The 24,530-nt window shown below is 34.1% G+C and carries 20 protein-coding genes; 11 read left to right on the plus strand and 9 right to left on the minus strand.

All coding sequences use genetic code 11. From position 1 onward, the window contains the following. Positions 1-123: 123 nt before the first annotated feature. The 3 genes from C4F50_RS08910 (at position 124) to C4F50_RS08920 (ending at position 2,778) form a co-directional block, all read left to right on the plus strand. Positions 124-1,119, plus strand: a complete 996-nt coding sequence (locus C4F50_RS08910; RefSeq protein ID WP_193846091.1) for a TlpA family protein disulfide reductase — start codon at positions 124-126, stop codon at positions 1,117-1,119. Between the two features lie 104 nt (positions 1,120-1,223). Next, complete coding sequence (locus tag C4F50_RS08915) at positions 1,224-2,219, plus strand: TlpA family protein disulfide reductase (protein WP_193846092.1); 996 nt, start codon at positions 1,224-1,226, stop codon at positions 2,217-2,219. Between the two features lie 211 nt (positions 2,220-2,430). Continuing rightward, positions 2,431-2,778 (plus strand): toxin-antitoxin system YwqK family antitoxin, encoded by a 348-nt coding sequence (locus C4F50_RS08920; protein ID WP_193846093.1) that lies wholly within the window; start codon positions 2,431-2,433, stop codon positions 2,776-2,778. Positions 2,779-2,826: 48 nt separating this feature from the next. Here C4F50_RS08920 and C4F50_RS08925 read toward each other — a convergent pair whose 3' ends face one another. From C4F50_RS08925 to C4F50_RS08955, 7 genes are all read right to left on the minus strand, one after another. Beyond that, the gene (locus C4F50_RS08925; protein ID WP_193846094.1) at positions 2,827-3,933 is read right to left on the minus strand and encodes a PepSY-associated TM helix domain-containing protein; all 1,107 of its coding nucleotides are present in this window, start codon (positions 3,931-3,933) and stop codon (positions 2,827-2,829) included. A gap of 169 nt (positions 3,934-4,102) precedes the next feature. Continuing rightward, positions 4,103-5,653, minus strand: a complete 1,551-nt coding sequence (locus tag C4F50_RS08930; protein WP_193846095.1) for a PepSY-associated TM helix domain-containing protein — start codon at positions 5,651-5,653, stop codon at positions 4,103-4,105. Positions 5,654-5,656: 3 nt separating this feature from the next. Beyond that, positions 5,657-5,959, minus strand: coding sequence for a hypothetical protein (locus C4F50_RS08935; protein WP_193846096.1), 303 nt, complete (start codon positions 5,957-5,959; stop codon positions 5,657-5,659). 12 nt (positions 5,960-5,971) lie between these two features. Then, positions 5,972-6,304, minus strand: coding sequence for a hypothetical protein (locus C4F50_RS08940; protein ID WP_193846097.1), 333 nt, complete (start codon positions 6,302-6,304; stop codon positions 5,972-5,974). Positions 6,305-6,367: 63 nt separating this feature from the next. After that, positions 6,368-8,860 (minus strand): TonB-dependent receptor, encoded by a 2,493-nt coding sequence (locus tag C4F50_RS08945; protein WP_193846098.1) that lies wholly within the window; start codon positions 8,858-8,860, stop codon positions 6,368-6,370. Positions 8,861-9,049: 189 nt separating this feature from the next. Beyond that, on the minus strand, positions 9,050-10,291 hold the full coding sequence (odhB, locus tag C4F50_RS08950) for a 2-oxoglutarate dehydrogenase complex dihydrolipoyllysine-residue succinyltransferase (RefSeq protein ID WP_193846099.1): 1,242 nt from the start codon (positions 10,289-10,291) through the stop codon (positions 9,050-9,052). 84 nt (positions 10,292-10,375) lie between these two features. Then, complete coding sequence (locus tag C4F50_RS08955; protein WP_193846100.1) at positions 10,376-13,150, minus strand: 2-oxoglutarate dehydrogenase E1 component; 2,775 nt, start codon at positions 13,148-13,150, stop codon at positions 10,376-10,378. A 116-nt stretch (positions 13,151-13,266) separates the two neighbouring features. Here C4F50_RS08955 and C4F50_RS08960 point away from each other — a divergent pair, with 116 nt between their 5' ends. Together C4F50_RS08960 and C4F50_RS08965 are read left to right on the plus strand one after the other, a co-directional pair. Then, positions 13,267-13,818, plus strand: a complete 552-nt coding sequence (locus C4F50_RS08960) for a hypothetical protein (RefSeq protein WP_193846101.1) — start codon at positions 13,267-13,269, stop codon at positions 13,816-13,818. A 52-nt stretch (positions 13,819-13,870) separates the two neighbouring features. After that, positions 13,871-14,434 (plus strand): hypothetical protein, encoded by a 564-nt coding sequence (locus tag C4F50_RS08965; protein WP_193846102.1) that lies wholly within the window; start codon positions 13,871-13,873, stop codon positions 14,432-14,434. 32 nt (positions 14,435-14,466) lie between these two features. On the opposite strand, the gene C4F50_RS08970 is transcribed toward C4F50_RS08965, so the two are convergent. Continuing rightward, positions 14,467-14,820, minus strand: coding sequence for a hypothetical protein (locus C4F50_RS08970; RefSeq protein ID WP_193846103.1), 354 nt, complete (start codon positions 14,818-14,820; stop codon positions 14,467-14,469). Positions 14,821-14,895: 75 nt separating this feature from the next. Further along, positions 14,896-15,870, minus strand: coding sequence for a polyprenyl synthetase family protein (locus C4F50_RS08975; RefSeq protein ID WP_193846104.1), 975 nt, complete (start codon positions 15,868-15,870; stop codon positions 14,896-14,898). A 270-nt stretch (positions 15,871-16,140) separates the two neighbouring features. Between C4F50_RS08975 and C4F50_RS08980 the strand changes: the two genes are divergently transcribed. The 6 genes from C4F50_RS08980 to C4F50_RS09005 all read left to right on the plus strand — a co-directional run bounded on the left by C4F50_RS08980 (position 16,141) and on the right by C4F50_RS09005 (position 24,507). After that, the gene (locus C4F50_RS08980; protein ID WP_193846105.1) at positions 16,141-16,662 is read left to right on the plus strand and encodes a YceI family protein; all 522 of its coding nucleotides are present in this window, start codon (positions 16,141-16,143) and stop codon (positions 16,660-16,662) included. A gap of 108 nt (positions 16,663-16,770) precedes the next feature. Beyond that, a complete protein-coding gene (locus C4F50_RS08985; RefSeq protein ID WP_193846106.1) occupies positions 16,771-17,370 on the plus strand; it encodes a TetR/AcrR family transcriptional regulator in 600 nt (199 codons plus the stop codon). 84 nt (positions 17,371-17,454) lie between these two features. Beyond that, positions 17,455-18,786, plus strand: coding sequence for a TolC family protein (locus C4F50_RS08990; RefSeq protein WP_193846107.1), 1,332 nt, complete (start codon positions 17,455-17,457; stop codon positions 18,784-18,786). Positions 18,787-18,795: 9 nt separating this feature from the next. Further along, complete coding sequence (locus tag C4F50_RS08995; protein WP_193846108.1) at positions 18,796-19,863, plus strand: efflux RND transporter periplasmic adaptor subunit; 1,068 nt, start codon at positions 18,796-18,798, stop codon at positions 19,861-19,863. Positions 19,864-19,934: 71 nt separating this feature from the next. Beyond that, complete coding sequence (locus tag C4F50_RS09000; RefSeq protein WP_193846109.1) at positions 19,935-23,111, plus strand: efflux RND transporter permease subunit; 3,177 nt, start codon at positions 19,935-19,937, stop codon at positions 23,109-23,111. 145 nt (positions 23,112-23,256) lie between these two features. Further along, a complete protein-coding gene (locus C4F50_RS09005) occupies positions 23,257-24,507 on the plus strand; it encodes a TCR/Tet family MFS transporter (RefSeq protein WP_193846110.1) in 1,251 nt (416 codons plus the stop codon). The last annotated feature ends 23 nt before the right edge of the window (positions 24,508-24,530 follow it).

Genomic DNA, 24,530 nt, shown 5'->3' on the forward strand with positions numbered 1-24,530 from the left:
ATTCAAGATAATATAGTAAAGTGATAAACTTGATGTCTATAATTTTAAATATTTTATCAAATGTTAAAATTTGAATTGTTATTTCTTTAGATTTGGATTTTTGAAAACCAGAATTAATAGTTTATGAATAAGTATTTTATTATCGTTTTAGTGATTTTTAATTTTTTGTTGAGCTGTAGTCGAAACGAGGGTGAAGTAAAATTCACAACAAATATTTCTAATAATATCAGTGATAGTTTAGTTATAACTGGAGCAGATAATTTTAGAAAGGTTATTTCACTTGATAAAAAGGGAAATTGTAATGTTAAATTTAATGTGACGAAAGGGTTTTATGACTTATTGTATGCAAATAAATATGTGCATTTATACTTAAAACCAAATGCTGAAATAAATTTAGCATTTGATGCCAATGATATTTCAAATACTATTATATATGAAGGGAAAGGTATAGATGAAAGTAAATGTATGGCAAAATATCTTTTGAAGAATGAAAAAATTAAAGAAAGGGCTTTAAAAACAGAATCTTCAAATTTCACGTTATTTATAGAAGATGAAAAAAAAGTAGCTTTAGAATATATTAATAAAGGTGACTATGATTCGGATTTTAAAGATGCAATGATAAAATCTTTAGAAGCATTTTATGCTGAAGTATTAAGAGATTATGAAGAAGGAGCAGAATTACGAGAAGTTAATAATAAATCGCCAAAGGAATTTGAATATGAGAATTACAAAGGCGGAAAAACAAAACTGTCAGATTTTAAAGGAAAATATGTCTATATAACTTTTTGGACATTATGGAATGATAAATATTTGGAAGAATTCAAATATATAAGAGCTATAACAGATAAATATAAAGACAAGAATGTTGTTTTTGTAAATATTTCAATAGAAGAGCAACACGAACGTGATTCATGGAGAAAATATATAGAGGAGAAAAAATTGGATGGTATCCAGCTTATTTCGGATCGTGGATTTAAATCTGATTTTATTACAAAGTGTAATATAAAAGATGTTCCAGTACATATATTAATAGACCCAAAAGGTTATATTCTATCAATTGATGCATGGGATCCTTCATCACTATCACTTCAATCACAATTTGAAACTTTATTAAAATAGTGAATCTATTTATTAAGCCATAATTTCAAATAAATTGTTAATTCTAAAATTTGAAGCTTTAATTTCTTTAGTTTTGATTCACTAAAAAACTAATTTAAATACCTATGAAAAAACTTTTTGTTGCGGGTTTAGTAATTATAAATACTTTAACGGTAGTTGGGCAGACCAAAAATCAAATAAAATTTTCGGCTAAAATCGAAAATCGAAACAGTGATACTTTAGTAATTAAAGGAAGAAATAATTTTAAGCAGGTAATTCCGATTGACAAAAAAGGAGTTTTTGCAGCTTCTTTTGAGGCACCAAAGGGATTTTATATGTTTTCTGACGGAACTGAATCTTCGAATTTATATCTAAAACCAAATTCTGAAGTTAACCTAACAATGAATGCCAAACAATTTGATGAGACTATTATATATAAAGGTAAAGGTGTAAACGAAAGTAATTTTCTGGCACAACAAGCTTTAAAAGATGAACAGTTTCAGGAAGCAGCATTTAAGTTAGAGCAACCTGCATTTGTTTCTTCGCTTGACGAAAAATTGAAAAAAGATACAGAAAGTCTTGAAAAAGGTGATTTTGATCCTGAATTTAAAACTGCTTTGAAACAAAGTTTTGAAAGTTTTCACCAATATGCTTCTGAAGAATACGACAGAGTATCAAAAGCAAATAAATTGGTTGGAAAACCTTCTCCAGAATTTGACTATGAAAACCATAAAGGCGGTAAAACAAAACTGGCCGACTTAAAAGGTAAATATGTATATATAGATCTTTGGGCAACATGGTGCGCGCCTTGTAGAGCAGAAATTCCGTATTTGCAAAAAATCGAAGAAAAGTATCACGGTAAAAACATCGAGTTTGTAAGTATTTCGATTGATAAATTGAAAGATAACGAGAAATGGAAAAAATTTGTAACCGATAAAAAATTGGGCGGTGTACAGCTTTTTGCAGATAAGGATTGGGAATCTGAGTTTGTTACTCAATATGGTGTAACAGGAATTCCGAGATTTATTTTAATTGATCCAAAAGGAAATGTTGTGAATGCAGATGCCACAAGACCATCAGATCCGAAGCTTGAAAATCAGTTAAATAGCTTATTGAACTAAAATATTTACGAAATTTACATCGTTATCGTTAAGATCTAAATTTTATTAAATACCAGTAAAACCAGTGCTTCGGCGCTGGTTTTTTCTTTTTTAGACATTTTCCAATGTTAAGTTTTTAGTCAATGTTACCAAATTGTTAAGCAAAAGTTTTTTTAATGTAAACATTTAATTATATTTGATAACGATTTGATAACATTAAATACCTAAAGATATGAAAAAGTGTGTGATTTTAGCGGCTGTATTGTTCTCTGGAATTTTAACAGCACAAGAAGGTAAGCCTGAACTAGAAGCTGTTGGAAATAGAGTGAAAGCAATCTATTATTATGAGAATGGAAATGTACAGCAAGAAGGTTATTATAAAGATGGTAAATTAGACGGTGTTTGGGTATCTTATGATGTAAAAGGAAATAAAACGGTTGAGGGAGAATACACAGAAGGTCTAAAAACTGGAAAATGGATGTTTTATAACGAAAAAAATCTTTCTGAAGTTGCTTACGTAAACAGTAAAATAAGTTCTGTAAAGAATTTACAAAAAAATGCTGTAGCAAATAGAAACTAAAAGATTTCGTTTATTGTTTTTTAAAACCGCCTCGTCAAGGTGGTTTTTTTATGTTTTTTTCTTTTTAAAATTTCTGCCGTACCAAATTACAAATCCCGTTATTGGCAATGCTGCCACAAATAAGCTGACTATAAAAGCGATGATTTTTCCAGGCAGATCCAGAATCTGTCCGGTATGAATTCCGTAGTTCATTTCTACAACTTGCAGTCCAAGACTTTTATCTTCAAAGAGCTGTTTCTGAATTAGTTTTCCGTTTTTGGGATGAAAATAATAATTACTTTGATTGTCATAGCTCAGCATATGCGGATATGCTCCTGTACTGACGATGTCGCCTTTTTGCTGCGGTATCATCACAAACAGCATTTCGGAGTCTGGTTTAAGTTTCATTGTCTGAGCAAAAGCGCGATCGATTGCAGTAATTGAATTCACCTTAAATTTTGTTGTATCAATTGATGGGAGTTTTGTTTCTAATGCCTTGTCACCGCCGAAATTAAATGTTTTGTAAATTCCATCGCCCATCCATTCGTAGGTAAACGTTAGGCCCGTTATGGCTAGAATCAATGCAATCAGCGAGATATAAAAACCCGAAGTATTGTGCCAGTCATAATTGACGCGACGCCACTTGGCAGACCATTTTATAGTGAAACTTCTTTTAATGTCAGATTTTTTCTTGGGCCACCATTGTATAATTCCAGAAATTAATAAAAGAATAAAAATAATGGTTGCACCGCCGATAATGTGTTTGCCAATATAATCGGGAAGGAGCAAATACAAATGAATGTATTCGACAATAATAAAAAAGTCTGTTTCCGGATTTTCAGACTTTAGAAACGTTCCATTGTAAGGATTAAAATATAAGTATTGATTTTTCTCTCCAGAAAAAGTATATACAATTGCCGAACGATTTTTCCCGTAATACGCGACCATGCTGGCTTTAAAATCTGGAGCAATTTTTTTAGCATTTCGCTCTAGAACAGAGGGCGGTAAAAAAGCTTTGTTTTCTGGTTCAACCAATCGCCATTCTTTTCGGGTAATGTCTTTTATTTCGTCATGAAAACAAAAAATACAGCCCGTAATACTGATAATAAAAACAATAAGCCCAGAAATTAATCCGAGCCATTTATGAAGAAAACGTATTTGCGTTTTGAATCCCATTTTGTAAATAAAAACGTAAATGTAGAGTCAAAATTTATAAGTGACAAATTATTGTAATTATTTTGTTTTGGGCTCGATAAGAATTTAGTTTTATCGCAAAGTTTTTTAGTCTCAGATTAAAAGGATTTTTGAAAAAAGTTTAGTGTCTTCGCGATTAAAAAACTTAAAATTACGAAACGGTTTCTTTAGGTTTTAAATGATAAGCCACATATAATGAAATGGATGCTAGAGCAATCCAAAATACATCAATAAAGAAAATCTGAATTTTGTTATGCGTGAACGATGTCCAGAACCAATCTCCAGAAACGATTCCGTTTGTAATTGGAATCAAGAATCCTAAAATACTTCCCGAAATCAAACAAAATTTATTTGTAAAACCATCATTCTTTTTAATAATAAAGAATATTGCAAGCAGTAACCAGCCTCCAAAATAAAGTGCAAACAAGTTAGACTTACTTAAAGGATAAAAAATCTTACTGCCAATAAAAGCCAAAGCAGTGATTGGATACATACTCAAACAAATTGCCAAATAAATGCGTACAACTGCTGCATTGAAACGTCTTTTCTTTTCAGGCATATTGTTTTTCTGTCTTGCAACTAACCAAATCATAACTCCCGAAATGATGACAAAACAGGTTATAATTCCTAAAACGAAACTTATTATTTTTAGAGCGTAACCTCCATAATCGCCAAAATGAATACGATATAAAACTGTTTTTACGGCGTCAAGATAGTTATTCTGCGAAATAGGATCTTTTTTAGCAATTTCTTTTCCGTCAGATACACGATAAACGACTTTTCCAACGCCTACAAATTTTTTATGAGATAATAATTCGCCCTCTACTAAAACATGCATGTTAACATCTCCGTAATTTTGAACAATTACTCGGGTAATTTCAAAATCTTTCCAATTGTTTTTTGCTTTTGAAACTAATTCATTAATATTAAACGGACTTGCTAATTTTTTGTATTCATAAGCATAATCTGGGTCGTTGTATTCTAGCTCTTGGTATAATTTCTTATCATCGCCATTATAAAGTGCCATAACAGCAGGGGCAACGATTAAAAGTTTAATCATAAAGAAAGCTCCTGTCACGGCATACACAAATTGAAAAGGAAGTCCGATCATTCCTAATGCGGTGTGGGCATCTGTCCAAAGTGTTTTTAATTTTTCTTTTGGACGGAAAATATAAAAGTTCGAAACAATTTTTTTCCAATGCAATAATAATCCGGTTACAATGGCAAATAAGAAAAACAAAGCAGTAAATCCAGAAAGATAATACCCAACCGGATACGGAATCTGCGCCAAAAAGTGCAGACGATATAAAAGCTCTCCCAAAGAATAAGATTCTTCGTAAGTATAAGATTTAAAATTTTTGGTGTCAAGATAGAAAAAGGAACCTTCTTTTTGTTTGGCTGGAGCCAAAGTATCTTTGGTTCCTTCCATGTAAATGGCAACTCTTTCTTCAATAGATGGTTTAGAAATCGTAATATTTCTTCCATGCAGAATGTGCTTTTTGTCAAGATCTTTTAATGCGCTGTTATAGTCTAATTGAATTTCTTTTGTAATTGCAGTGGATTCACTTCTTTCCCAATTGATGATTTCATCTCTAAAAAAAGAAAAAGACCCAGCAAAGAAAATCACAAAAAGAACTACGCTGATCACGATACCGCTGACAGTATGCGTATGGAAATAAATATTATAATGACGGTTATTCATAAATTATTTTGCCGTTGGATGGTAAGTTTGACCTAAATAAATAAAAAGACAGAAAAGGAGAGTAAGGAGTATGTAGATTCCCCAAATTTTCCAAGCACTTTTGGCTAAAAAAGCAATGACCATTAAAGCAACCCAAAGTATAAAGCCGCTATACGCCATAGTCATTAAAACATTGGCACGATTAAACCAAGCAGCAAGTGCAAGGTGAAACGTAACGGCAACGAAATAACCGCCTAAAATAGCAGCGGTAATCTTTAAAAAACGCGGCAAAAAAGCGGGTGTTAAATATTTTGAATTTGCGGGCATTGTTAAATGGATTTAAGCGTAATAAAATTCTAAAATTGAAACGATAATTAAAAGTGCTAAAAGTACTTTGTAGTTTACTTTTTTCAGAGGGGTTAAAATGATGATTAAACTTCCAATAGTCATTAACTGAATGAAGAACATCAAAGTGCCGCAACACAATGACTGGGTATAAAGCCATGATGCATAAGCAATCAAGAGCAGTCCTAAACCAGTAAATTTAGTTTGCTTTGGATTGTTTTTCATCCATTTTTCAAAACCAAAATCATACGATAAAACAGCTCTTTTGGAGGTGTAATAAAGGGTATAAAAAGCTAAAAAAACGATAAGGCTGGCAATTGTTATCATAATTTTAAAATTTAAAAAAGCACCTTTCTTTAATTTAGAAAGGTGCTTTTATGTAATTATTTATTAAAATCTATAAGAGAAGTTTGCAGATACGCTTCTCATGTTTTTTGGATGAATTGTTGACCATCCGTCATAGGTGTCAACATTTGCGATATTGTCAAGTTTCAATGTTAATGTAAATTTTTCTGTTCCGTAGAATACAGATGAATTTAATACAGTATAAGAAGGAATTGTAAACTGACCCACAACATTTCTGTTCATGATTAAGTTTTTGTCAGCATAGTTTCCACCAAAACCTAAACCAAAACCTTGTAAGCCTCCTTGTGGGAATTTGTAGCTTGCCCAAAAGTTTGCTGTGTTTCTTGGTCCTGAACTTTCTGGTCTGTTTCCTACAAACGAAGGATCTCCTGCAGTTAATATTGCATCAACATAGCTGTAACCTGCAACAATGTTTAAACCTGAAACTGGACTTGCAACAATTTCTGCTTCAAAACCTTTGTTTCTTTGTGCACCATCTTGGAAAGAAGTTTGAGTAGGTATAGGTCCGCTATAGTCATAAACAGTATAAACCTGATCGGTCACTTTGATGTCGTAGTAGCTAAGTGTTGCGTAAATTTTATCTTTAAGAACATTTAATTTTGTACCAATTTCAAATTGGTTAGCGTGTTCTGGTTTGAAAGTTCTTGGAAGAGAACTTCCGTCTGTCAAAATATCATTAGTCGGAGCTGAGTTAGCGAAACCATCCATGTAGTTGGCAAAAATAGAAACTTTGTCAATGATTGGCTGATAAACTAAACCAAATTTTGGAGAAAAAGAGGTTTGGTTATAATCATCGGCATTTGTAGTAACGTCACCTGCAGTCATAAAACGATCTACACGTAAACTAGCCATTGCAGATAATCCAGGAGTAATGTTGATTACATCTGATGCATAAGCACTAATAACTTCTTGTTTTGTTTTGTTATTGTTTGCATTAGTTTCTGCTAAAAGTTTATCAGAACCGGCTTTTGTTAAATTACCGCTGTCACCATTTGTAATATAATTTGCAGGATCTGTGATACCGAATACATATTGGTTTACTGTTGCTAAATCCAAGTTTCCAATATAAACTCTTCCGTTTGAAACGTATCCAGAACCATTATCAATCTGTCCTCTATTAAAGTAGTCTAAACCAACAACGATTCTATTTCTTAAGCTTCCTAATTTAAAGTCACCAATAAAGTTTTGTTGAATATCAGTTGTTAAAGTTGTTGTGTTTTGGTAATTCATTGAACGCCCTAAAACAATACCTTCACTTACCTGCGCAGGAAAAAATTGTGTTCCCTCATATAAATAAGTATAATACCCTTCAGATTTAGATGATCCTCTAGATAGAACCGTTTGAGAAGTCCATTGATCCGAGATTTTGTAATTCATTTGTCCTTGAAGAGAGTAAGAAGGAGTTTCTATTGCCAATTCGTTACTTGTGTAAGAACGTTTGTTGTCATATCCTAATTCATCCATATTATGAACTCTTAACGGCGCACCTCTGTCTAAGAATAACATAGTAGGGTTGGTCTGTTTGTTGTTCATGAATTCTGTATTAATGAAGAACGAAAGTCTGTCGCTAGCTTGGTAAGATAATGAAGGAGCAAAGAAAAATGATTTTCTAAATCCAGCATCTTGAAAGCTGTTTTCTGTGTGGTAAGCAGTATTAACTCTAAAATTAATTTTGTGCTCATCGTCAACAGGAGTATTCACATCAGCAGTAACACGATTTAAACCATAGCTTCCCGCTGTATAACTTACCTCTCCGCCAAAATGATCGTAAGGCTTTTTTGTAGTTAAGTTGATTAAACCTCCGTAAGAAATCAAGCTGCTTCCGAATAAAGTTCCAGAAGGTCCTTTGATAACTTCGATTTTGTCAATATTTGCAGGATCAATGCTTCCAGTATTCAAAGCAGGTAATCCGTTTGTCATTGTTGGCTGTACTGCAAAACCTCTAAGAGAGAAATATCCAGCACCATCACCTCCACGTCCGGTAGAAGCCCAAAGAGGAGATAAACCTGGAGCATTTTTAAGTGCATCATCAATGTTAGTTACCACTTGTTCTTTTAACAATTCGCTTGTTATTGTAGTATATACTTGTGGGTTTTCAAGATTTTTAAGAGGTAATCTTGATACTTGTTGTGTTTCTTTACGAGCTAATGGATTTTTTCGATTACCATTTACTACAATTTCATTTAATTGCTCAGAATTTTCACTGATTTTGAAATCTTCAATAATCGAATCACCGCTATTTAGCGTAATACTTTTTTCTTTAGAAGAATAACCAATTCCAGAAACTTTAATTACGTAGTTACCTGGTTTGATATTTTTAATTTCGTAGAAACCACTTTCATCTGTTGTAGTTCCTATTTTTGTTCCTTTTAATACTACATAAACATTATCTGCAGCTTCCCCATTTGTTAAGCTAATTTGACCTTTTATTGTTGCTTTTTCTTGAGCTAAAACAGATACGCTGGTTAATAAAGCAAGACAAAGACTCAAAAAAGAAATTGTAAATTTGAACTTCATTTTATTTAGAATTGATTTTAATAGCGCAAATGTAAGCCATGATTGCTTATCAAGCAAACTTTATTTTTATTTATTCCAAATTAAATACCTTGCTATTTGGTTAAAATTGACTTAACTAAGAATTGGACTAAAAAAAGAAACCCCGCTCAGATAAGAGCGGGGTTTTTGTATAATGAAAAATGTTTTAGATTATAGTTCTAAAGCACGTTTAGCATCGCCATTCATTAATAATTCAACTGGATTTTCTAAAGCTTCTTTTACAGCAACTAAGAAACCAACAGACTCACGTCCGTCAATGATTCTGTGGTCATAAGAAAGTGCCACGTACATCATTGGGTGAATTTCAACTTTTCCGTTTACTGCAATCGGACGCTCAATAATATTGTGCATTCCTAAGATTCCAGATTGAGGAGGGTTGATAATTGGAGTACTTAACATACTTCCAAAAACACCACCGTTAGTAATTGTAAAAGTTCCTCCAGTCATATCGTCAACTGTAATTTGACCATCACGAGCTCTTAAAGCCAATCTTTTGATCTCAGCTTCGATACCACGGAAAGTTAATAATTCAGCATTACGAACAACAGGAACCATTAAACCTTTTGGTCCAGAAACTGCGATTGAGATGTCAGCAAAATCATAAGCGATTTTGTAATCACCATCCATCATTGAGTTAACATCTGGATACAATTGTAAAGCTCTTGTAACTGCTTTTGTAAAGAATGACATAAAACCTAAACCTAATCCGCCATGTTTCGCTTTGAAAGCATCTTTGTATTCGTTACGAATTTGGTTGATTGGCGTCATGTTTACTTCGTTGAAAGTAGTAAGCATAGCCGTTTCGTTTTTAGCCGAAACTAATCTTTCAGCTACTTTACGACGTAACATTGATAATTTTGTACGCTCAGTTCCACGGCTTCCTCCAGTTGGAGTTCCCATAGAAGGTACTGCGTTTACAGCATCATCTTTAGTGATTCTTCCTCCTTTACCAGTTCCTGAAACTGATGCTGGAGCTATATTTTTTTCGTCTAATATTTTTCTTGCTGCCGGAGAAGGAGTTCCTGCCGCATAACTTGTTGCTGCTGGAGCTGCTTTTGGAGCCTCCGCTTTCGGTGCTTCTGCCTTTGGAGCCTCTGCTTTTGGTGCTTCTGCTTTTGGAGCTTCAGCTGCTGGAGCGTCGCCAGCTGGTTTTGCTGCATCTGTATCGATTAAACAAACTACAGCTCCTACTGCTACTGTATCACCTTCTTCTGCTTTAAGTGTGATAACACCACTCATTTCAGCAGGCAGTTCAAGAGTAGCTTTATCTGAATCAACTTCAGCAATCGCTTGATCTTTTTCTACATAATCTCCGTCTTTTACTAACCAAGTTGCAATTTCAACTTCTTTTATTGACTCCCCTGGTGATGGGACTTTCATTTCTAAAATCATCTTGTTTTTGTTTAAAGTTTTAGTTAGTCCCAAGTTTCAGTTTTTTACAAAACTTGAAACTTGAAACTTGAAACAATTTTTTTATTATCTAAATAAGTTTTTATCGAATACCATTCTAATTGCATCTGCATGACGACGTTTTGCACGTGTATAACTTCCAGATGCAGGCGCAGCATAAGCTTTTAATGAAGCAAGTCTCCACTTGATGAAGTCAAAGTTCATTAACATGAAGCTGTAAGCTCCCATGTTTTTAGGTTCTTCCTGAGCCCAAACATAATCATCAGCATTTGGATATTTTGCAATGATTTCTTTGATTTGCTCTGCTGGGAAAGGGAATAATTGTTCGATACGAACAACTGCAACATCATTTCTTCCGTTGTTTTCTCTTTCGGCAACAATATCATAGTAGAATTTACCAGTAACAAAAACTAATGTTTTTACTTTCTTTTTATCTACTGTATTATCGTCAATAGTTTCTTGAAAACTTCCAGATGCTAATTCCTCAACTGTTGAAACACATCTTGGGTCACGTAATAAACTTTTTGGAGAGAAAACTACCAAAGGTTTACGGAAGTTTGTTTTCATTTGTCTTCTCAACAAGTGGAAGAAATTGGCTGGCGTTGTACAATCTGCAACATACATATTTTGTCTTGCACAAAGTTGTAAATAACGCTCCATTCTTGCAGAAGAGTGCTCAGCTCCTTGACCTTCATATCCGTGAGGCAATAAAAGAACGATACCGTTTTGGTTGTTCCATTTATCTTCTCCACAAGAAATATACTGGTCAATCATAATTTGAGCTCCGTTAGAGAAATCTCCAAACTGTGCTTCCCAAATAGTCAATGCTTTTGGATTTGCCAAAGCATATCCGTAATCAAAACCAAGAACTCCATACTCAGATAAAAGAGAATTGAATACTCCGAATTTTCCTTTTTTGTTTTCGATTCCGTTTAATAAAATTACTTCTTCTTCAGAATCTTCTACTTTAACAACGGCATGACGGTGAGAGAATGTACCACGCTCGACGTCCTGACCAGAAATACGAACATCAAAACCTTCAGTTAAAAGAGAACCGTAAGCTAATGCCTCTGCAGTTCCCCAATCCAAAGTGTTATTGTCATAACCGGCTTTTCTGTCCGATACAATTTTAGTGATTTTACTGATGAATTTCTTATCAGCAGGTAAAGTAGAAATCGTGTTGATAATAGAATCTAATCCTTTTTTATCAAAAGTCGTATCTACTTTTTGAAGCATTTGCGTATCAGTAACCTGAACAAATCCTTCCCACTCATTTTTCATGAATGGAGTAATGATTGTTAAATCTTTTTTACGAGAAGCTTCTAAGTTTTCTTCAAGTGCAGATTTATATTGTTTTTCTAAAGCATTTACATAGGATGCATCAATTACGCCGTCAGTAAGTAATTTTTCAGCATAAATATCTCTTGGGTTCTTATGTTTTGCAATGATTTTGTATAAAACTGGTTGTGTAAAACGAGGTTCGTCACCTTCGTTATGACCGTATTTTCTATATCCTAAAAGATCAATAAATACGTCACGTCCAAATTGCATTCTGTAGTCTAATGCAAAAGATACAGCGTGTACAACAGCTTCAGCATCATCAGCATTTACGTGTAGTACTGGTGAAAGGGTTACTTTGGCAACGTCTGTACAATAAGTTGACGAACGCGCATCTAAGTAGTTTGTTGTAAAACCAACTTGGTTATTGATTACAATATGGATAGTCCCGCCTGTTTTGTAACCGTCAAGCTGTGCCATCTGAATGATTTCGTATAAGATACCTTGTCCTGCAATTGCAGCATCTCCGTGAACGGCGATAGGTAATACTTTTGAAAAATCTTCTGGGAAATATTTATCTTGTTTTGCTCTGGTAATACCTTCAATAACAGCTCCAACAGTTTCTAAGTGAGAAGGGTTTGGTGCTAAATTGATATTGATGCTTTTTCCAGTTCTTGTTTTTTTGTCAGCAGTAAGCCCTAAGTGGTATTTTACGTCACCATCAAAATATTCCTGATCGTAATCTTTACCGTCGAACTCACCAAAAATGTCCTGAGTCGATTTTCCGAAGATGTTTGCCAAAACGTTCAAACGGCCGCGGTGTGCCATTCCCATTACGAATTGTTCAACGCCTTTTTCGGCAGCCTGCTCGATTAAAGCATCAAGAGCCGGGATAATAGATTCACCACCTTCTAATGAGAAACGTTTTTGACCCACATATTTAGTATGAAGGAAGTTTTCAAAAGATACTGCTTCGTTAAGTTTATTTAGGATTGTTTTCTTTTCTTCTGTAGAAAAATTTGGCTGGTTGTTATCAACAGCTAATTTGTCCTGAATCCATTTTACAACGCCAGGATTTCTAATATACATGTACTCAATCCCGATATGCTGGCAGTAAATCGCTTTAAGACGGTTTACAATATCCTGCAATGAAGAAGGAGCCATTCCGATGGTTTGTGCAGCATCAAATACAGTAGAAAGATCTGCTGTAGATAATCCGAAATTTTCTATATCCAAAGTTGGAGAAGAAGTTCTACGGTCACGAACAGGGTTTGTTTTCGTGAATAAATGCCCGCGCGTACGGTATCCGTCAATTAATTTTAGAACGTTGAATTCTTTTTTTAGTTTTTCTGAAACCTGACTGTAATCTGTGTTGTCGCTAGTTACATACTCAACGATAGTTTGCACAGGATTCTCGTCGTTATAAGTAGTTTGTCCAAAGTCAAAACCTTGAAAGAAACTTCTCCAGCTAGGCTCAACGCTGTCTGGGTTTACTAAATATTGATCGTATAATTGTGCAAAAAACTCGGTATGCGCTGCGTTTAAAAATGAAAACCTATCCATAATATGAGTGAATATACTTTTTGTTATATAGAAAGGCAAAAGTACAACAATCACACTTATTTAAATCTTTTTTTTACGTACTTTTACGTAAAAATTTGTTAAAATAAACGTTAACTATGAATAAAATTCAATTTTCAATCGATTGCAAATATTTATTTGTGATTTTGACAGCCTTATTCTCTAGTTATTCTATTGCTCAACAAAAATATGTTATTGATAACAGTAATCATTTCTGGGAAAAAGTACAATTTGGCGGCGGGTTAGGTTTAGGAATTGGTTCTGGTTATACCGATATTTCTATAATGCCAAGCGCCATTTACAACGTAAACCAAATTGTTGCTGTTGGTGTTGGTTTACAATTTGGTTACTTAAACTCAAGAAATTACTATGAATCATATGTTTACGGAGGGAGTTTAATTACGCTTGTAAATCCGATTCCCGAACTTCAATTGTCTGCAGAGTTAGAGCAGGTAAGAGTGGATACGAGATATGACTCTAATATTAACAGACCTGCTTTTTCTGATAGTTATTGGAATACTGCATTATACCTTGGGGCAGGTTACAGGACTGGAAATGTAACTATCGGTGCACGTTACGATGTTTTGTATGATCCAGACAGAAGCCTTTACGGATCTGGATTTATGCCTTTTGTGAGGGTTTATTTTTAGAGTTGCTAAGGGGCTAAGATGCTGAAATTCTAAGTTTTTTAAATACAGAAATTTGAAAAGATATATTTTTATAATTATTTCAATTGTTGCTTTAAGCTGTAATAATTCGAATAAATCAAATATTGAAAATAAAAAGGTTGTAAAAAAGGAATTACGACCTTTTTTTGATTCTGATGAAATTGATCATTATTATTTGAATTTTTCTGAGGATGATTTTGCTAAAATCCTTATGAAAGATAATAATACTAAAAAGGAAAAGGAATTTTTTAAAATTTATGTAAGTACTTTTCCTGATACAATTCCGCAAGAAAATTTCGAGAAGATTCTATTAAATCATAACTACAAAAAATCTGATTTATCACTTAAACAGCAAAAAGGGATTGAAAATGTGTTTAGTGAAAAAGATTCATTACAAACTATTTTTGCTGGCTGTGCTGCAGAATACAGGGATATTTTTATTTTTAAAAAGAAAGAAAAAACAGTTGGTATAGCAAAAATTTGTTTTAAATGCGGTCGTACGCAAATTACAGGAAGTAAATTAGATGTTAGTGGATTTGGACTTTGGTCTGAATTTGCTAAGTTGAAAAGTATTATTAGACCTAACGAAAAACCTTAGTGCCTCAGAACCTTAGCATCTCAGTACCTTTTTTATCTATAATAATTCCGAAACCAAACTTTCTGCCATTCTCTTTTTAAAATCAAAAAAGCGACTTGCTCGGCAAGAATTACCAAATCGGAGCCGTCCAGGCTTTTGATTTCATTTTCTGGAACATCAATTATATAAAGAAGATTCAAGTACTCAGCAAATTTGTATTGAATCATTCGATATATTTTTTCGTGCAGCTGCATTTTTAATTCGTCTGGCGAAATACTTAACGGAAAATCAATTCCTTCATTAGCCAAATTAAAATCCTTGTTTATCTGCTCAATAAGATTTAGGTATAAAGTCTGTGCTTGAGCTTGCTCTAGTAAAGATTCTGTATTTATTGGCGCTACAAACATATTTATTTTAGATTTTAGATTGCTGATTATGATTGTAGATTTTTTTTACTCAAAACTGACATTTAAAACGGATTACTAAACCTTACGTCCCATTAAATTTTCGCCAAAAGTTCTTAAAACTTTTTTCTTCTCAGCGCTGATTTCCATTTTTTCTAAAGTTTCGAATGCTTTTAATGTATACATTTCGATAGCTTCCTGCGTTGCTTTTGAAGCGCCAGATTCGTTAAAAATTGTTTTTGCAGTTTCGATTTTAGTTGTATTATCCTCTAACTGTAACGTAAATAACTGCTCTAATGCCGATGCTTTTTCGCTTGACGAAAATTCTAATGCTTTTAGATATAAATAGGTTTTTTTGTTCTCAATAATGTCGCCTCCAACTTGTTTTCCAAAGGTTTCAGGATCTCCAAACGCATCTAAATAGTCATCTTGAAGCTGAAAAGCTAAGCCTAAATTAAGACCGAAATCGTAGATTAAATCAGCTTCATTTTCTGAAGTTTCGGCTACAATTGCCCCCATTTTCATCGCTGCAGCAACCAAAACGGCTGTTTTGTACTCGATCATTTTTAGGTATTCGGGAATCGTTACATCTTTTCGGGTTTCAAAATCAACGTCCCATTGCTGTCCTTCGCATACTTCAAGAGCGGTTTTGCTGAATAATTTTGCAAGATTTCTAAAAACATTTGGCTCGTATTGCTCAAAATACTGATAAGCCAGAATCAGCATCGCATCACCAGAAAGAATTCCGGTATTCAGATTCCATTTTTCGTGTACCGTAACTTGTCCTCTTCGCAAAGGAGCGTCGTCCATTATGTCGTCGTGTACCAAAGAAAAATTATGAAAAACCTCTACAGCCATCGCAGCCGGCAATGCTTTTGTATAGTCGGCATCAAAAACTTCAGCAGCCATTAATGTTAAGACTGGTCGAATGCGCTTTCCTCCAAGACCTAAAATATATTCTATCGGTTCGTAAAGATTAGAAGGTTCTTTGTGAATGTTTTGATTTTGTAAATATTGTATAAAAAAATCTTGGTACTGACTAATATCGTGCATAAAGTGAAAATCTGATTTACGAGGCTCAAAGATACAATTCAAATATGAATTATCTTATGATGAATGTATTAAAAACGTAATAACGCCTAAAGATCGAGGCTAACCTTTCTAATTTCTAATATGTTAATTTTTTTTTAGAAAAAACTCGGAAACTTTTTTGGTATTCTCAGTTTCCTGTTTATATTTGCATCGTCAAATGGAAACTAAGAACACTTTAAAAGTTTCCATGGAAAATTTGATGATTTGTAAAATCAATTAAATGAAGTATTTATGAAAACAAAATGGACCTTAGATTCTAGCCAGTCAGATGTTTTAATCAAGATGAGACATTCGATAATAGCCTATTTAGGAGGAACTACAAATAAATTTGGTGGTTATGTTAATATTGAAGATAACGAAATTGAAGATGCTTCGGTTGAGTTCTCTCTGGATATCAATAATAAAAATGACAGTTTCCAGCAAATTGATACACATTTGCAGCTTCATGATTTTTTTGATGTAAATGAGCATCCTGTCATCAGCTTTAAATCGACATCATTTCAAAAAATAAATAATAATATCAATTTTTTCAAAGGTGATTTGACCATTAAAGATGTAACCAAAGTTGTAGAATTGGATGCAGAATTTATTGGTGTTCACGATTACAATGGAGAAAAGAAAGTTGCTTTTGAAATAAAAGGAGATATTAAACGCCAAGATTTTGGATTAGATTATAATTCTTTTAATCATAGTGGAGGTTTGGCTCTTGGAAAAGATATTAAGCTTATTGCAAATCTGGAATTTAGCATATAAATCTTACCGAAAGAATAAATTAATGTAAAATTATTACAAATAAATCGGAAACTATTTTTTTGATTTTAGTTTCCAAAGTATATTTGTAATACAATTGGAGAATTTAACATGAAAGAGAAAATAATTTCAAAAGCAAGCGAGTTGTTTTTAAAGCTTGGTTTTAAGAGTGTTACAATGGATGATATTGCAGGTGAAATGTGTATATCCAAAAAAACGATTTACAAATATTTCTGTAATAAAGAAGTTTTGATTGAAGAAAGTACTTCAATGGTTCATAAGCAAGTTCACGAAATTATGGATACTATAGTTGCTAAAAATTATAATGCCATTCATGAGAATTTCGAAATTAGAGAGATGTTTCGAGATATGTTTAAAAACAATACTGATACTTCTCCAATTTATCAATTAAAGAAACATTATCCAGAAATCTATCAAAATATTTTGTCATACGAAATTGATCAGTGTACACAATGTTTTAAAGAAAATATAGAAAAAGGTATTCGAGAAGGGTTATATCGTCCAGAATTAGATGTAGACATTTATGTAAAGTTTTATTACACGCTGATTTTTCATATTAATGAAAATACAGTTTCTGAAAGTGAAGCTCAAAAAATAGAATTAGAAGCATTAGAATATCATACTCGTGCAATGGCCACGGAGGCAGGAGTACAGGAATTAGAAAAACAGCTAAAAAGAATTATCAATTAATCATCAATCCAAAATTAATCGTCATTCGTTTACGTGGAGTAATGGCGAACTATCTCAAAATTTAAAATAAATATTTAACTACTTATGAAAAGAATCTTTCTTATATGTTTGTTTACAATAGGCTTATCGGCCGGTGCGCAGACAACTTTAACCTTGAAAGACGCAGTTACATATGCGCTTCAAAATAAAGCTGATGCAAAAAAGGCAAAGCTTGAGGTTGAAAACAGCGAGTATAAAATTCAGGAAGTGCGCTCTAGAGCATTACCTCAAATTTCTGCCAACGGAAATCTAACCTATAATCCAATTATCCAGACTACAGTTATTGACGGAGCAGGATTCGGTCAGCCGGGAACAACGATTCAGGCAGCATTTGGTCAAAAATGGACCTCAACTGCAGGACTTTCTTTAACGCAGGCAATCTTTGACCAATCTGTTTTTACGGGATTAAGAGCGGCAAGATCTACTCGTGAGTTTTATCAGATAAACGATCAATTAACAGAAGAACAAGTTATTGAAAGAGTTGCAAATAACTATTATTCTGTTTATGTACAACAAGAAAGATTGGCTTTGTTGGACAGTAACTATGTTAATACAACAAAAGTTCGTGACATCGTTAAAGGACAGTTTGATAATGGTTTGGCCAAAAAAATCGACTTAGATCGTATTGTGGTAAAAATGTCCAATATTGATACAGAACGCCAGCAGATTAAAAATCAAATTGCTCTGCAGGAAAATGCTTTGAAGTTTTATATGGGAATGCCTATTGAAACTCAAATCGTATTACCAAAAGAAGAATTTGAGGTTGTCCCAGCTGCATTGACAGAAGAACCAAATATCGAAAACAGAACAGAATATCTGCTTTTAAAGAAACAAGAAGAGCTTTTAGTTTTCAATAAAAAAGCAGTTCAGGCAGGATATTATCCAACACTTTCTTTAACTGCAGGTTACAATTACATTGGGCAGGGACCGGAATTTCCTTGGTTTGCAAAACCAGACAAAGGTGTTTATTGGTCAGATTTCTCTTCTATCGGATTAAATCTACATGTACCAATCTTTACAGGGTTCGGAACTCGTGCTAAAGTGAGACAGGCAGATGTACAAATTAGATCGCTTCAAGAAGACATCAAAGACACAAAACTGTCTCTTGATCTGGATTACAGAAACGCTATAACTCAGATCAACAATAATCTTGTAACGATCGAGAATCAAAAAGAAAACATGCGTTTGGCAACTGAAATTCTAAGCAATACCAAAAACAATTATCTTCAAGGATTAGCTTCTCTAACCGATTTGCTTGACGCTGAAAATGCATCACTTGAAGCTCAAAATAACTATACCAGAGCAGTCTTAAATTATAAAATTGCCGAAATATCTCTAATTAAATCAAAAGGCGAACTAAAATCTCTTACTAAATAACTTATTACAATGAAGAAAATAATTATAACACTCGTAATCATAATCGCAGCTTTTTTCGGGATCAGCTACCTCTTAAATAAAAATAAAGCAGAAAATGAAGCGAAAACAGCTGTTGTAGCAGAAAAAAATGCTGCAGTTTCGGTAAAAGTAGCGACTGTAAAAACAGAAGATGTAAACTTAGGCTTTACTGCAAACGGAAACTTTGCACCAATTCAGGAATTAACTTTTTCTGCTGAAAAATCTGGAAAAGTAATAAGCGTTTTAGTAAAAGAAGGTGATTACGTTAGAGTAGGACAAACTCTTTTAACTGTAAGAGGCGACGTTATCAATGTAAGCGCACAGCAAGCTCAGGCAGTTTATCAAAATGCAAAATCTGATTATGAGAGATATGAAAATGCTTTTAAAACTGGCGGTGTTACAAAACAACAATTAGATCAGGCAAAATTAGCTTTGACAAATGCTCAGTCTAACTTAACACAAGCAAATATTAATGTAGGTGATACTAAAGTTAAAGCTCCGATTAACGGATACATTAACAAAAAATATGTGGAACCAGGTTCTATTTTAGCTGGAATGCCTGCAACTGCTTTATTTGATATTGTAAATGTTTCTAAGTTAAAATTGACTGCTACAGTAAACGAAACTCAAGTAGCAAGTTTAAAATTAGGAAGCCAGGTAAACATTACAGCAAGCGTTTATCCTGATAAAAATTTCTCTGGAAAAATTACTTTCATTGCTTCAAAAGCAGATGCTTCTTTAAATTTCCCTGTTGAAATCGAAATTACAAATAATGCTAATAACGACTTAAAAGCAGGTATGTACGGAACAGCAAACTTTGGTTCTAACAACCAAAAACAAAACTTAAAAATTGTTCCAAGAAATGCTTTTGTTGGAAGTGTAAGCAGTAACGAAATCTTTGTTGTAGAGAATAATGTTGCTAAATTGAAAAAAGTTGTTGCTGGTAGAATTTTAGGTGATAAAGTTGAAATCATCAATGGTTTGAATGATGGAGAAGTTGTGATTGTTACAGGTCAAATCAACCTACAAGACGGAAATACAGTAGAAATTATTAAGTAATTTAAAGCATTACGCTGTCAGCTGTAAGCCATAAGCTTATTGCCTAAAGCCTGTTGCCTAAAGCAAAAAATATGAAATTAGCCGAAATATCCATAAAACGTCCGTCGTTAGTAATTGTATTGTTTACAATTCTGATTCTAGGTGGATTGTTCAGTTACAGCCAATTAGGCTATGAGCTGATCCCAAAATTTGAAACCAACGTTATTACGGTTTCTACTGTTTATCCAGGAGCTTCTCCTAGTGAGGTTGAAAATACCGTAACAAAAAAGATTGAAGATGCGATTGCATCATTGGAAAATATTAAAAAGATTGACTCGAAATCTTATGAGAGTCTTTCGGTAGTATCAATTACATTGTTATCTACTGCGAATGTAGATATTTCGATGAATGATGCACAGCGTAAAATCAATGCGATTTTGAGTGATCTGCCAGATGATGCCGATCCGCCGTCTTTGACTAAATTCTCTTTGAGCGATTTACCAATTATGACCCTTGGTGCGAATGGTAAAATGGACGAGGCTGCTTTTTACGATTTGATCGATAAAAAGATTGCACCTGTTTTATCTCGTGTACAAGGTGTGGCGCAGGTAAATATTATTGGTGGTCAGGAACGTGAGATTCAGGTAAATCTTGATGCTGTTAAAATGCAGGGCTACGGACTTTCTGTTCCTCAGGTACAACAGACAATTTTGACTTCAAATTTGGATTTCCCAACAGGAAATATCCAGACTCGTAACCAAAAAATCTTAATCCGTTTAGCGGGTAAATATAAAAATGTTGAGGAATTAAGAAACTTAGTGGTTTCTTCTCAAGATGGTATCCAGGTTCGTTTAGGAGATATCGCTGACGTTCAGGATACACAAAAACTTGCTGAGAAAATTGCGCGTGTAGATCAAAAAAGTGCGATTGTACTTCAAATTGTAAAACAATCAGATGCCAATGCTGTTGCGGTAAGTGAGCAGTTGATTAAAACAATCAAAACATTAGAGAGCGATTACAAATCGGCTCAATTAAAATTAGAAGTGGCAAAAGACAGTACAGTCTTTACACTTGAAGCAGCAGATTCTGTGGTACACGATTTATTAATCGCGGTTATTCTGGTAGCATTTGTAATGTTGTTCTTCTTGCACAGTATTAGAAACTCATTGATCGTAATGGTATCTATTCCGGCTTCTTTGATTGCGACATTTATCGGTATTTATTTGTTAGGTTACACACTTAACTTGATGTCTTTACTAGGTTTATCTCTTGTTGTGGGTATTCTTGTGGATGATGCGATTGTGGTACTGGAGAATATTTACCGACATATGGAGATGGGTAAAAGCAAAATTCGTGCATCATATGACGGTACTGCAGAAATTGGTGGTACAGTAACTTCGATTACATTGGTAATTGTTGTGGTGTTCTTACCGATTGCAATGAGTACCGGTTTGGTATCTAACATTATTACACAATTCTGTGTTACGGTAATTATATCTACCATGTTCTCGTTATTGGCTTCATTTACAATTATTCCGTGGTTGTCTTCACGTTTTGGAAAATTGGAGCATATTGAAGGAAAAAATCTTTTCGGAAAAGTTATTCTTGGATTTGAAAGCTATTTAACCCGTTTTACAGATTGGATTTCTAATTTATTAAACTGGTGTTTAGATCACTATTTTAAAACTATTGGAATTGTATTGGTAATGTTCTTCGGATCGATCTTCTGGTTAATGGGAGGCGGTTACATCGGAGGAGAGTTCTTTGCTTCTTCTGATAGTGGAGAGTTCTTAGTACAAATTGAGATGCCAAAAGACGCTTCGTTGGAGCAGACTAACTTTATGACGCAAAAAGCAGAAGCTTTCTTAAAAGGAGAGAAATATGTTTTCAGTCAGATTACAACGGTAGGACAAACCAGTGAAGGTTTAGGAGCGGCGCAGGCAACTGCTTACAAAGCAGAGATCGATGTTAAAATGATCGAGCAAAAAGATCGTACAGATGATGCCAACGTTTATGCTGCTAAAACAAAACGTAAACTAGAGAAAATATTAGTTGGAGCAAAAGTAAAAACAGTTCCAGTAGGTATTTTGGGTACTGCTGAAGACGCTACTTTAGGTTTGATCGTAACAGGACCAAACGTAGAAAGCGCTATGAAATTTGCTAAAATGGCAGAGGCTGAATTACGCACAATTCCTGGAACAACTGAGATTAAATTAACAGTTGAGGACGGAAACCCAGAGATCAACGTTCAGGTTGACAGAGATAAAATGGCTGCTTTAGGTTTGACACTTCAAACAGTTGGTTTAACCATGCAGACAGCGTATAGCGGTAATACAGACGGTAAATTTAGAGCTGGTGAATACGAGTACGATATCAACATCAAATACAACGAATTTGATAGAAAAAATATTACTGATGTTAGTAATTTGATTTTCGTAAACAATGCAGGGCAGCAGATTAAATTAAACCAATTTGCTACAATTACAGAAGGTTCTGGACCAAGTAAACTAGAGCGTAGAGATAAAACAGCTTCTGTAACTGTACAAGGTCAGAACGTTGGGGTGCCGGCAGGAACAATTGTTACGCAATGGCAGGAAAAACTAGATAAATTGCAAAAACCAACCGGAGTAAATTACATCTGGGGTGGTGATCAAGAGAACCAATCTGAAGGTTTTGGTACTTTAGGAATTGCATTATTAGCGGCTATTATTTTGGTTTACCTTGTAATGGTGGGTCTTTATGACAGTTTTGTTCACCCGTTTGTTGTATTGTTTGCGATTCCGCTTTCGTTTATCGGAGTTTTATTTGCACTTGCTTTGACAAACAACACATTAAATATCTTTACAATTTTAGGGGTCATCATGTTGATTGGTCTGGTGTGTAAGAATGCGATCATGCTTGTCGACTATACCAACCAGCGAAGGGCGGCTGGAGAATCGATTAGAACGGCATTAATCCAGGCAAACCACGCTCGTTTACGTCCGATCTTGATGACAACAATTGCGATGGTATTTGGTATGTTCCCAATTGCATTGGCATCTGGAGCTGGAGCAGAATGGAAAAACGGATTGGCATGGGTAATTATCGGAGGTTTGATTTCATCATTATTCCTTACTTTGATCGTAGTGCCGGTAATCTATGATATTATGGAGAAAATTATTCGTAAGTTCTCTAAAGGAGAAAAAATCGATTACGAAGCTGAAATGGTTGCCGATTATGAGCATACAGAATTAAGCGAAGACGGTTTTAATCCGAAACATACACATTAATTTTTGATTTGATTTTCAATAGTGAAATTCCAATTTCAATTAGAATTTCACCAGACAAAAAATCCCAGATTCCTTTATTGGAATTTGGGATTTTTTATTGTTAATTTAAAAAGATGTTTATTTGCATCATCTTACCAAACTTACTATGCGACAAAAAGATAAATCGGCGGCGATTGGTTTTATATTCATAACCATGTTAATTGACATTACAGGATGGGGAATTATTATTCCGGTTATCCCAAAATTGATTGAAGAGCTGATTCAAGGCGATATCAGCGAAGCGGCAAAAATTGGCGGCTGGTTAACTTTCGCGTATGCGATAACCCAATTTGTTTTTGCTCCCTTAATTGGAAATTTGAGTGATAAATTTGGAAGGAGACCAATTATATTAATCTCTCTTTTCGGATTTTCATTAGATTATATCTTACTTGCCTTTGCGCCGACAATTACGTGGCTTTTTATTGGAAGAATTATCGCTGGAGTAACTGGAGCAAGTATTACTACAGCCTCGGCTTATATTGCAGATGTGAGTACTCCCGAAAATAGAGCAAAAAACTTCGGATTAATTGGAGCTGCTTTTGGATTAGGATTTATAATCGGTCCTGTAATTGGAGGTCTTTTAGGTCAATATGGTTCAAGAGTTCCGTTTTACGCAGCGGCTGTTTTGTGTATGGTAAACTTTCTGTACGGATTTTTCATCTTGCCAGAATCACTTAAAAAAGAAAACAGAAGAGAATTTGATTGGAAACGTGCCAATCCGATTGGAGCTATTTTAGGTTTAAAAAAACATCCTACTTTAATTGGATTAATTTCTGCCGTTTTTCTATTATATGTTGGAGGCCATGCAGTACAAAGCAATTGGAGTTTCTATACCATTTATCAATTTGGATGGGATGAAAAAATGATCGGAATCTCACTAGGAATAATTGGTTTGCTGATTGGCTTGGTACAAGGCGTTTTGATTCGCTGGATTAATCCAAAATTAGGAAATGAAAAAAGTATTTACACAGGTTTAGCATTGTACACAATCGGAATGTTTTTATTCGCTTTTGTTACAAAGGGCTGGTTCATCTTTATAATTTTAATTCCGTACTGTCTTGGCGGCATTGCAGGTCCTGCACTTCAATCTGTAATTTCGAGTAAAGTTTTGCCAAGTGAACAGGGAGAAATTCAGGGAACTTTAACCAGTTTAATGAGTGCTTCTGCGATTATTGGACCACCGATGATGGCCAACACTTTTTACTTTTTCACTCATGAAGACGCGCCTTTCAAATTTGCTGGAGCGCCATTTGTTCTGGGAGGCATTTTGATGTTATTAAGTACCTTTGTGGCTTATTTTTCATTGAAAAAACATACTGCTCCGAAAACAGAAATCTTAAAACAAGAAATAGAATAAACAGAAAAAAGCCTTCATATTGA

The sequence above is a fragment of the Flavobacterium hungaricum genome (assembly GCF_015182285.1).
GTDB classification, from domain to species: Bacteria; Bacteroidota; Bacteroidia; order Flavobacteriales; family Flavobacteriaceae; genus Flavobacterium; species Flavobacterium hungaricum.

What these genes read in the sequence shown, in the direction of transcription:
- C4F50_RS08985 (WP_193846106.1), top strand. Translation starts at nt 16,771, where the DNA reads ATGAAAGAGAAAATAATTTCAAAAGCAAGCGAGTTGTTTTTAAAGCTT.
- odhB (WP_193846099.1), bottom strand. Translation starts at nt 10,291, where the DNA reads ATGATTTTAGAAATGAAAGTCCCATCACCAGGGGAGTCAATAAAAGAA.
- C4F50_RS09000 (WP_193846109.1), top strand. Translation starts at nt 19,935, where the DNA reads ATGAAATTAGCCGAAATATCCATAAAACGTCCGTCGTTAGTAATTGTA.
- C4F50_RS08995 (WP_193846108.1), top strand. Translation starts at nt 18,796, where the DNA reads ATGAAGAAAATAATTATAACACTCGTAATCATAATCGCAGCTTTTTTC.
- C4F50_RS08975 (WP_193846104.1), bottom strand. Translation starts at nt 15,870, where the DNA reads ATGCACGATATTAGTCAGTACCAAGATTTTTTTATACAATATTTACAA.
- C4F50_RS08920 (WP_193846093.1), top strand. Translation starts at nt 2,431, where the DNA reads ATGAAAAAGTGTGTGATTTTAGCGGCTGTATTGTTCTCTGGAATTTTA.
- C4F50_RS08970 (WP_193846103.1), bottom strand. Translation starts at nt 14,820, where the DNA reads ATGTTTGTAGCGCCAATAAATACAGAATCTTTACTAGAGCAAGCTCAA.
- C4F50_RS08915 (WP_193846092.1), top strand. Translation starts at nt 1,224, where the DNA reads ATGAAAAAACTTTTTGTTGCGGGTTTAGTAATTATAAATACTTTAACG.
- C4F50_RS08935 (WP_193846096.1), bottom strand. Translation starts at nt 5,959, where the DNA reads ATGCCCGCAAATTCAAAATATTTAACACCCGCTTTTTTGCCGCGTTTT.
- C4F50_RS08960 (WP_193846101.1), top strand. Translation starts at nt 13,267, where the DNA reads ATGAATAAAATTCAATTTTCAATCGATTGCAAATATTTATTTGTGATT.
- C4F50_RS08945 (WP_193846098.1), bottom strand. Translation starts at nt 8,860, where the DNA reads ATGAAGTTCAAATTTACAATTTCTTTTTTGAGTCTTTGTCTTGCTTTA.
- C4F50_RS08955 (WP_193846100.1), bottom strand. Translation starts at nt 13,150, where the DNA reads ATGGATAGGTTTTCATTTTTAAACGCAGCGCATACCGAGTTTTTTGCA.
- C4F50_RS08910 (WP_193846091.1), top strand. Translation starts at nt 124, where the DNA reads ATGAATAAGTATTTTATTATCGTTTTAGTGATTTTTAATTTTTTGTTG.
- C4F50_RS08990 (WP_193846107.1), top strand. Translation starts at nt 17,455, where the DNA reads ATGAAAAGAATCTTTCTTATATGTTTGTTTACAATAGGCTTATCGGCC.
- C4F50_RS08940 (WP_193846097.1), bottom strand. Translation starts at nt 6,304, where the DNA reads ATGATAACAATTGCCAGCCTTATCGTTTTTTTAGCTTTTTATACCCTT.
- C4F50_RS09005 (WP_193846110.1), top strand. Translation starts at nt 23,257, where the DNA reads ATGCGACAAAAAGATAAATCGGCGGCGATTGGTTTTATATTCATAACC.
- C4F50_RS08980 (WP_193846105.1), top strand. Translation starts at nt 16,141, where the DNA reads ATGAAAACAAAATGGACCTTAGATTCTAGCCAGTCAGATGTTTTAATC.
- C4F50_RS08925 (WP_193846094.1), bottom strand. Translation starts at nt 3,933, where the DNA reads ATGGGATTCAAAACGCAAATACGTTTTCTTCATAAATGGCTCGGATTA.
- C4F50_RS08930 (WP_193846095.1), bottom strand. Translation starts at nt 5,653, where the DNA reads ATGAATAACCGTCATTATAATATTTATTTCCATACGCATACTGTCAGC.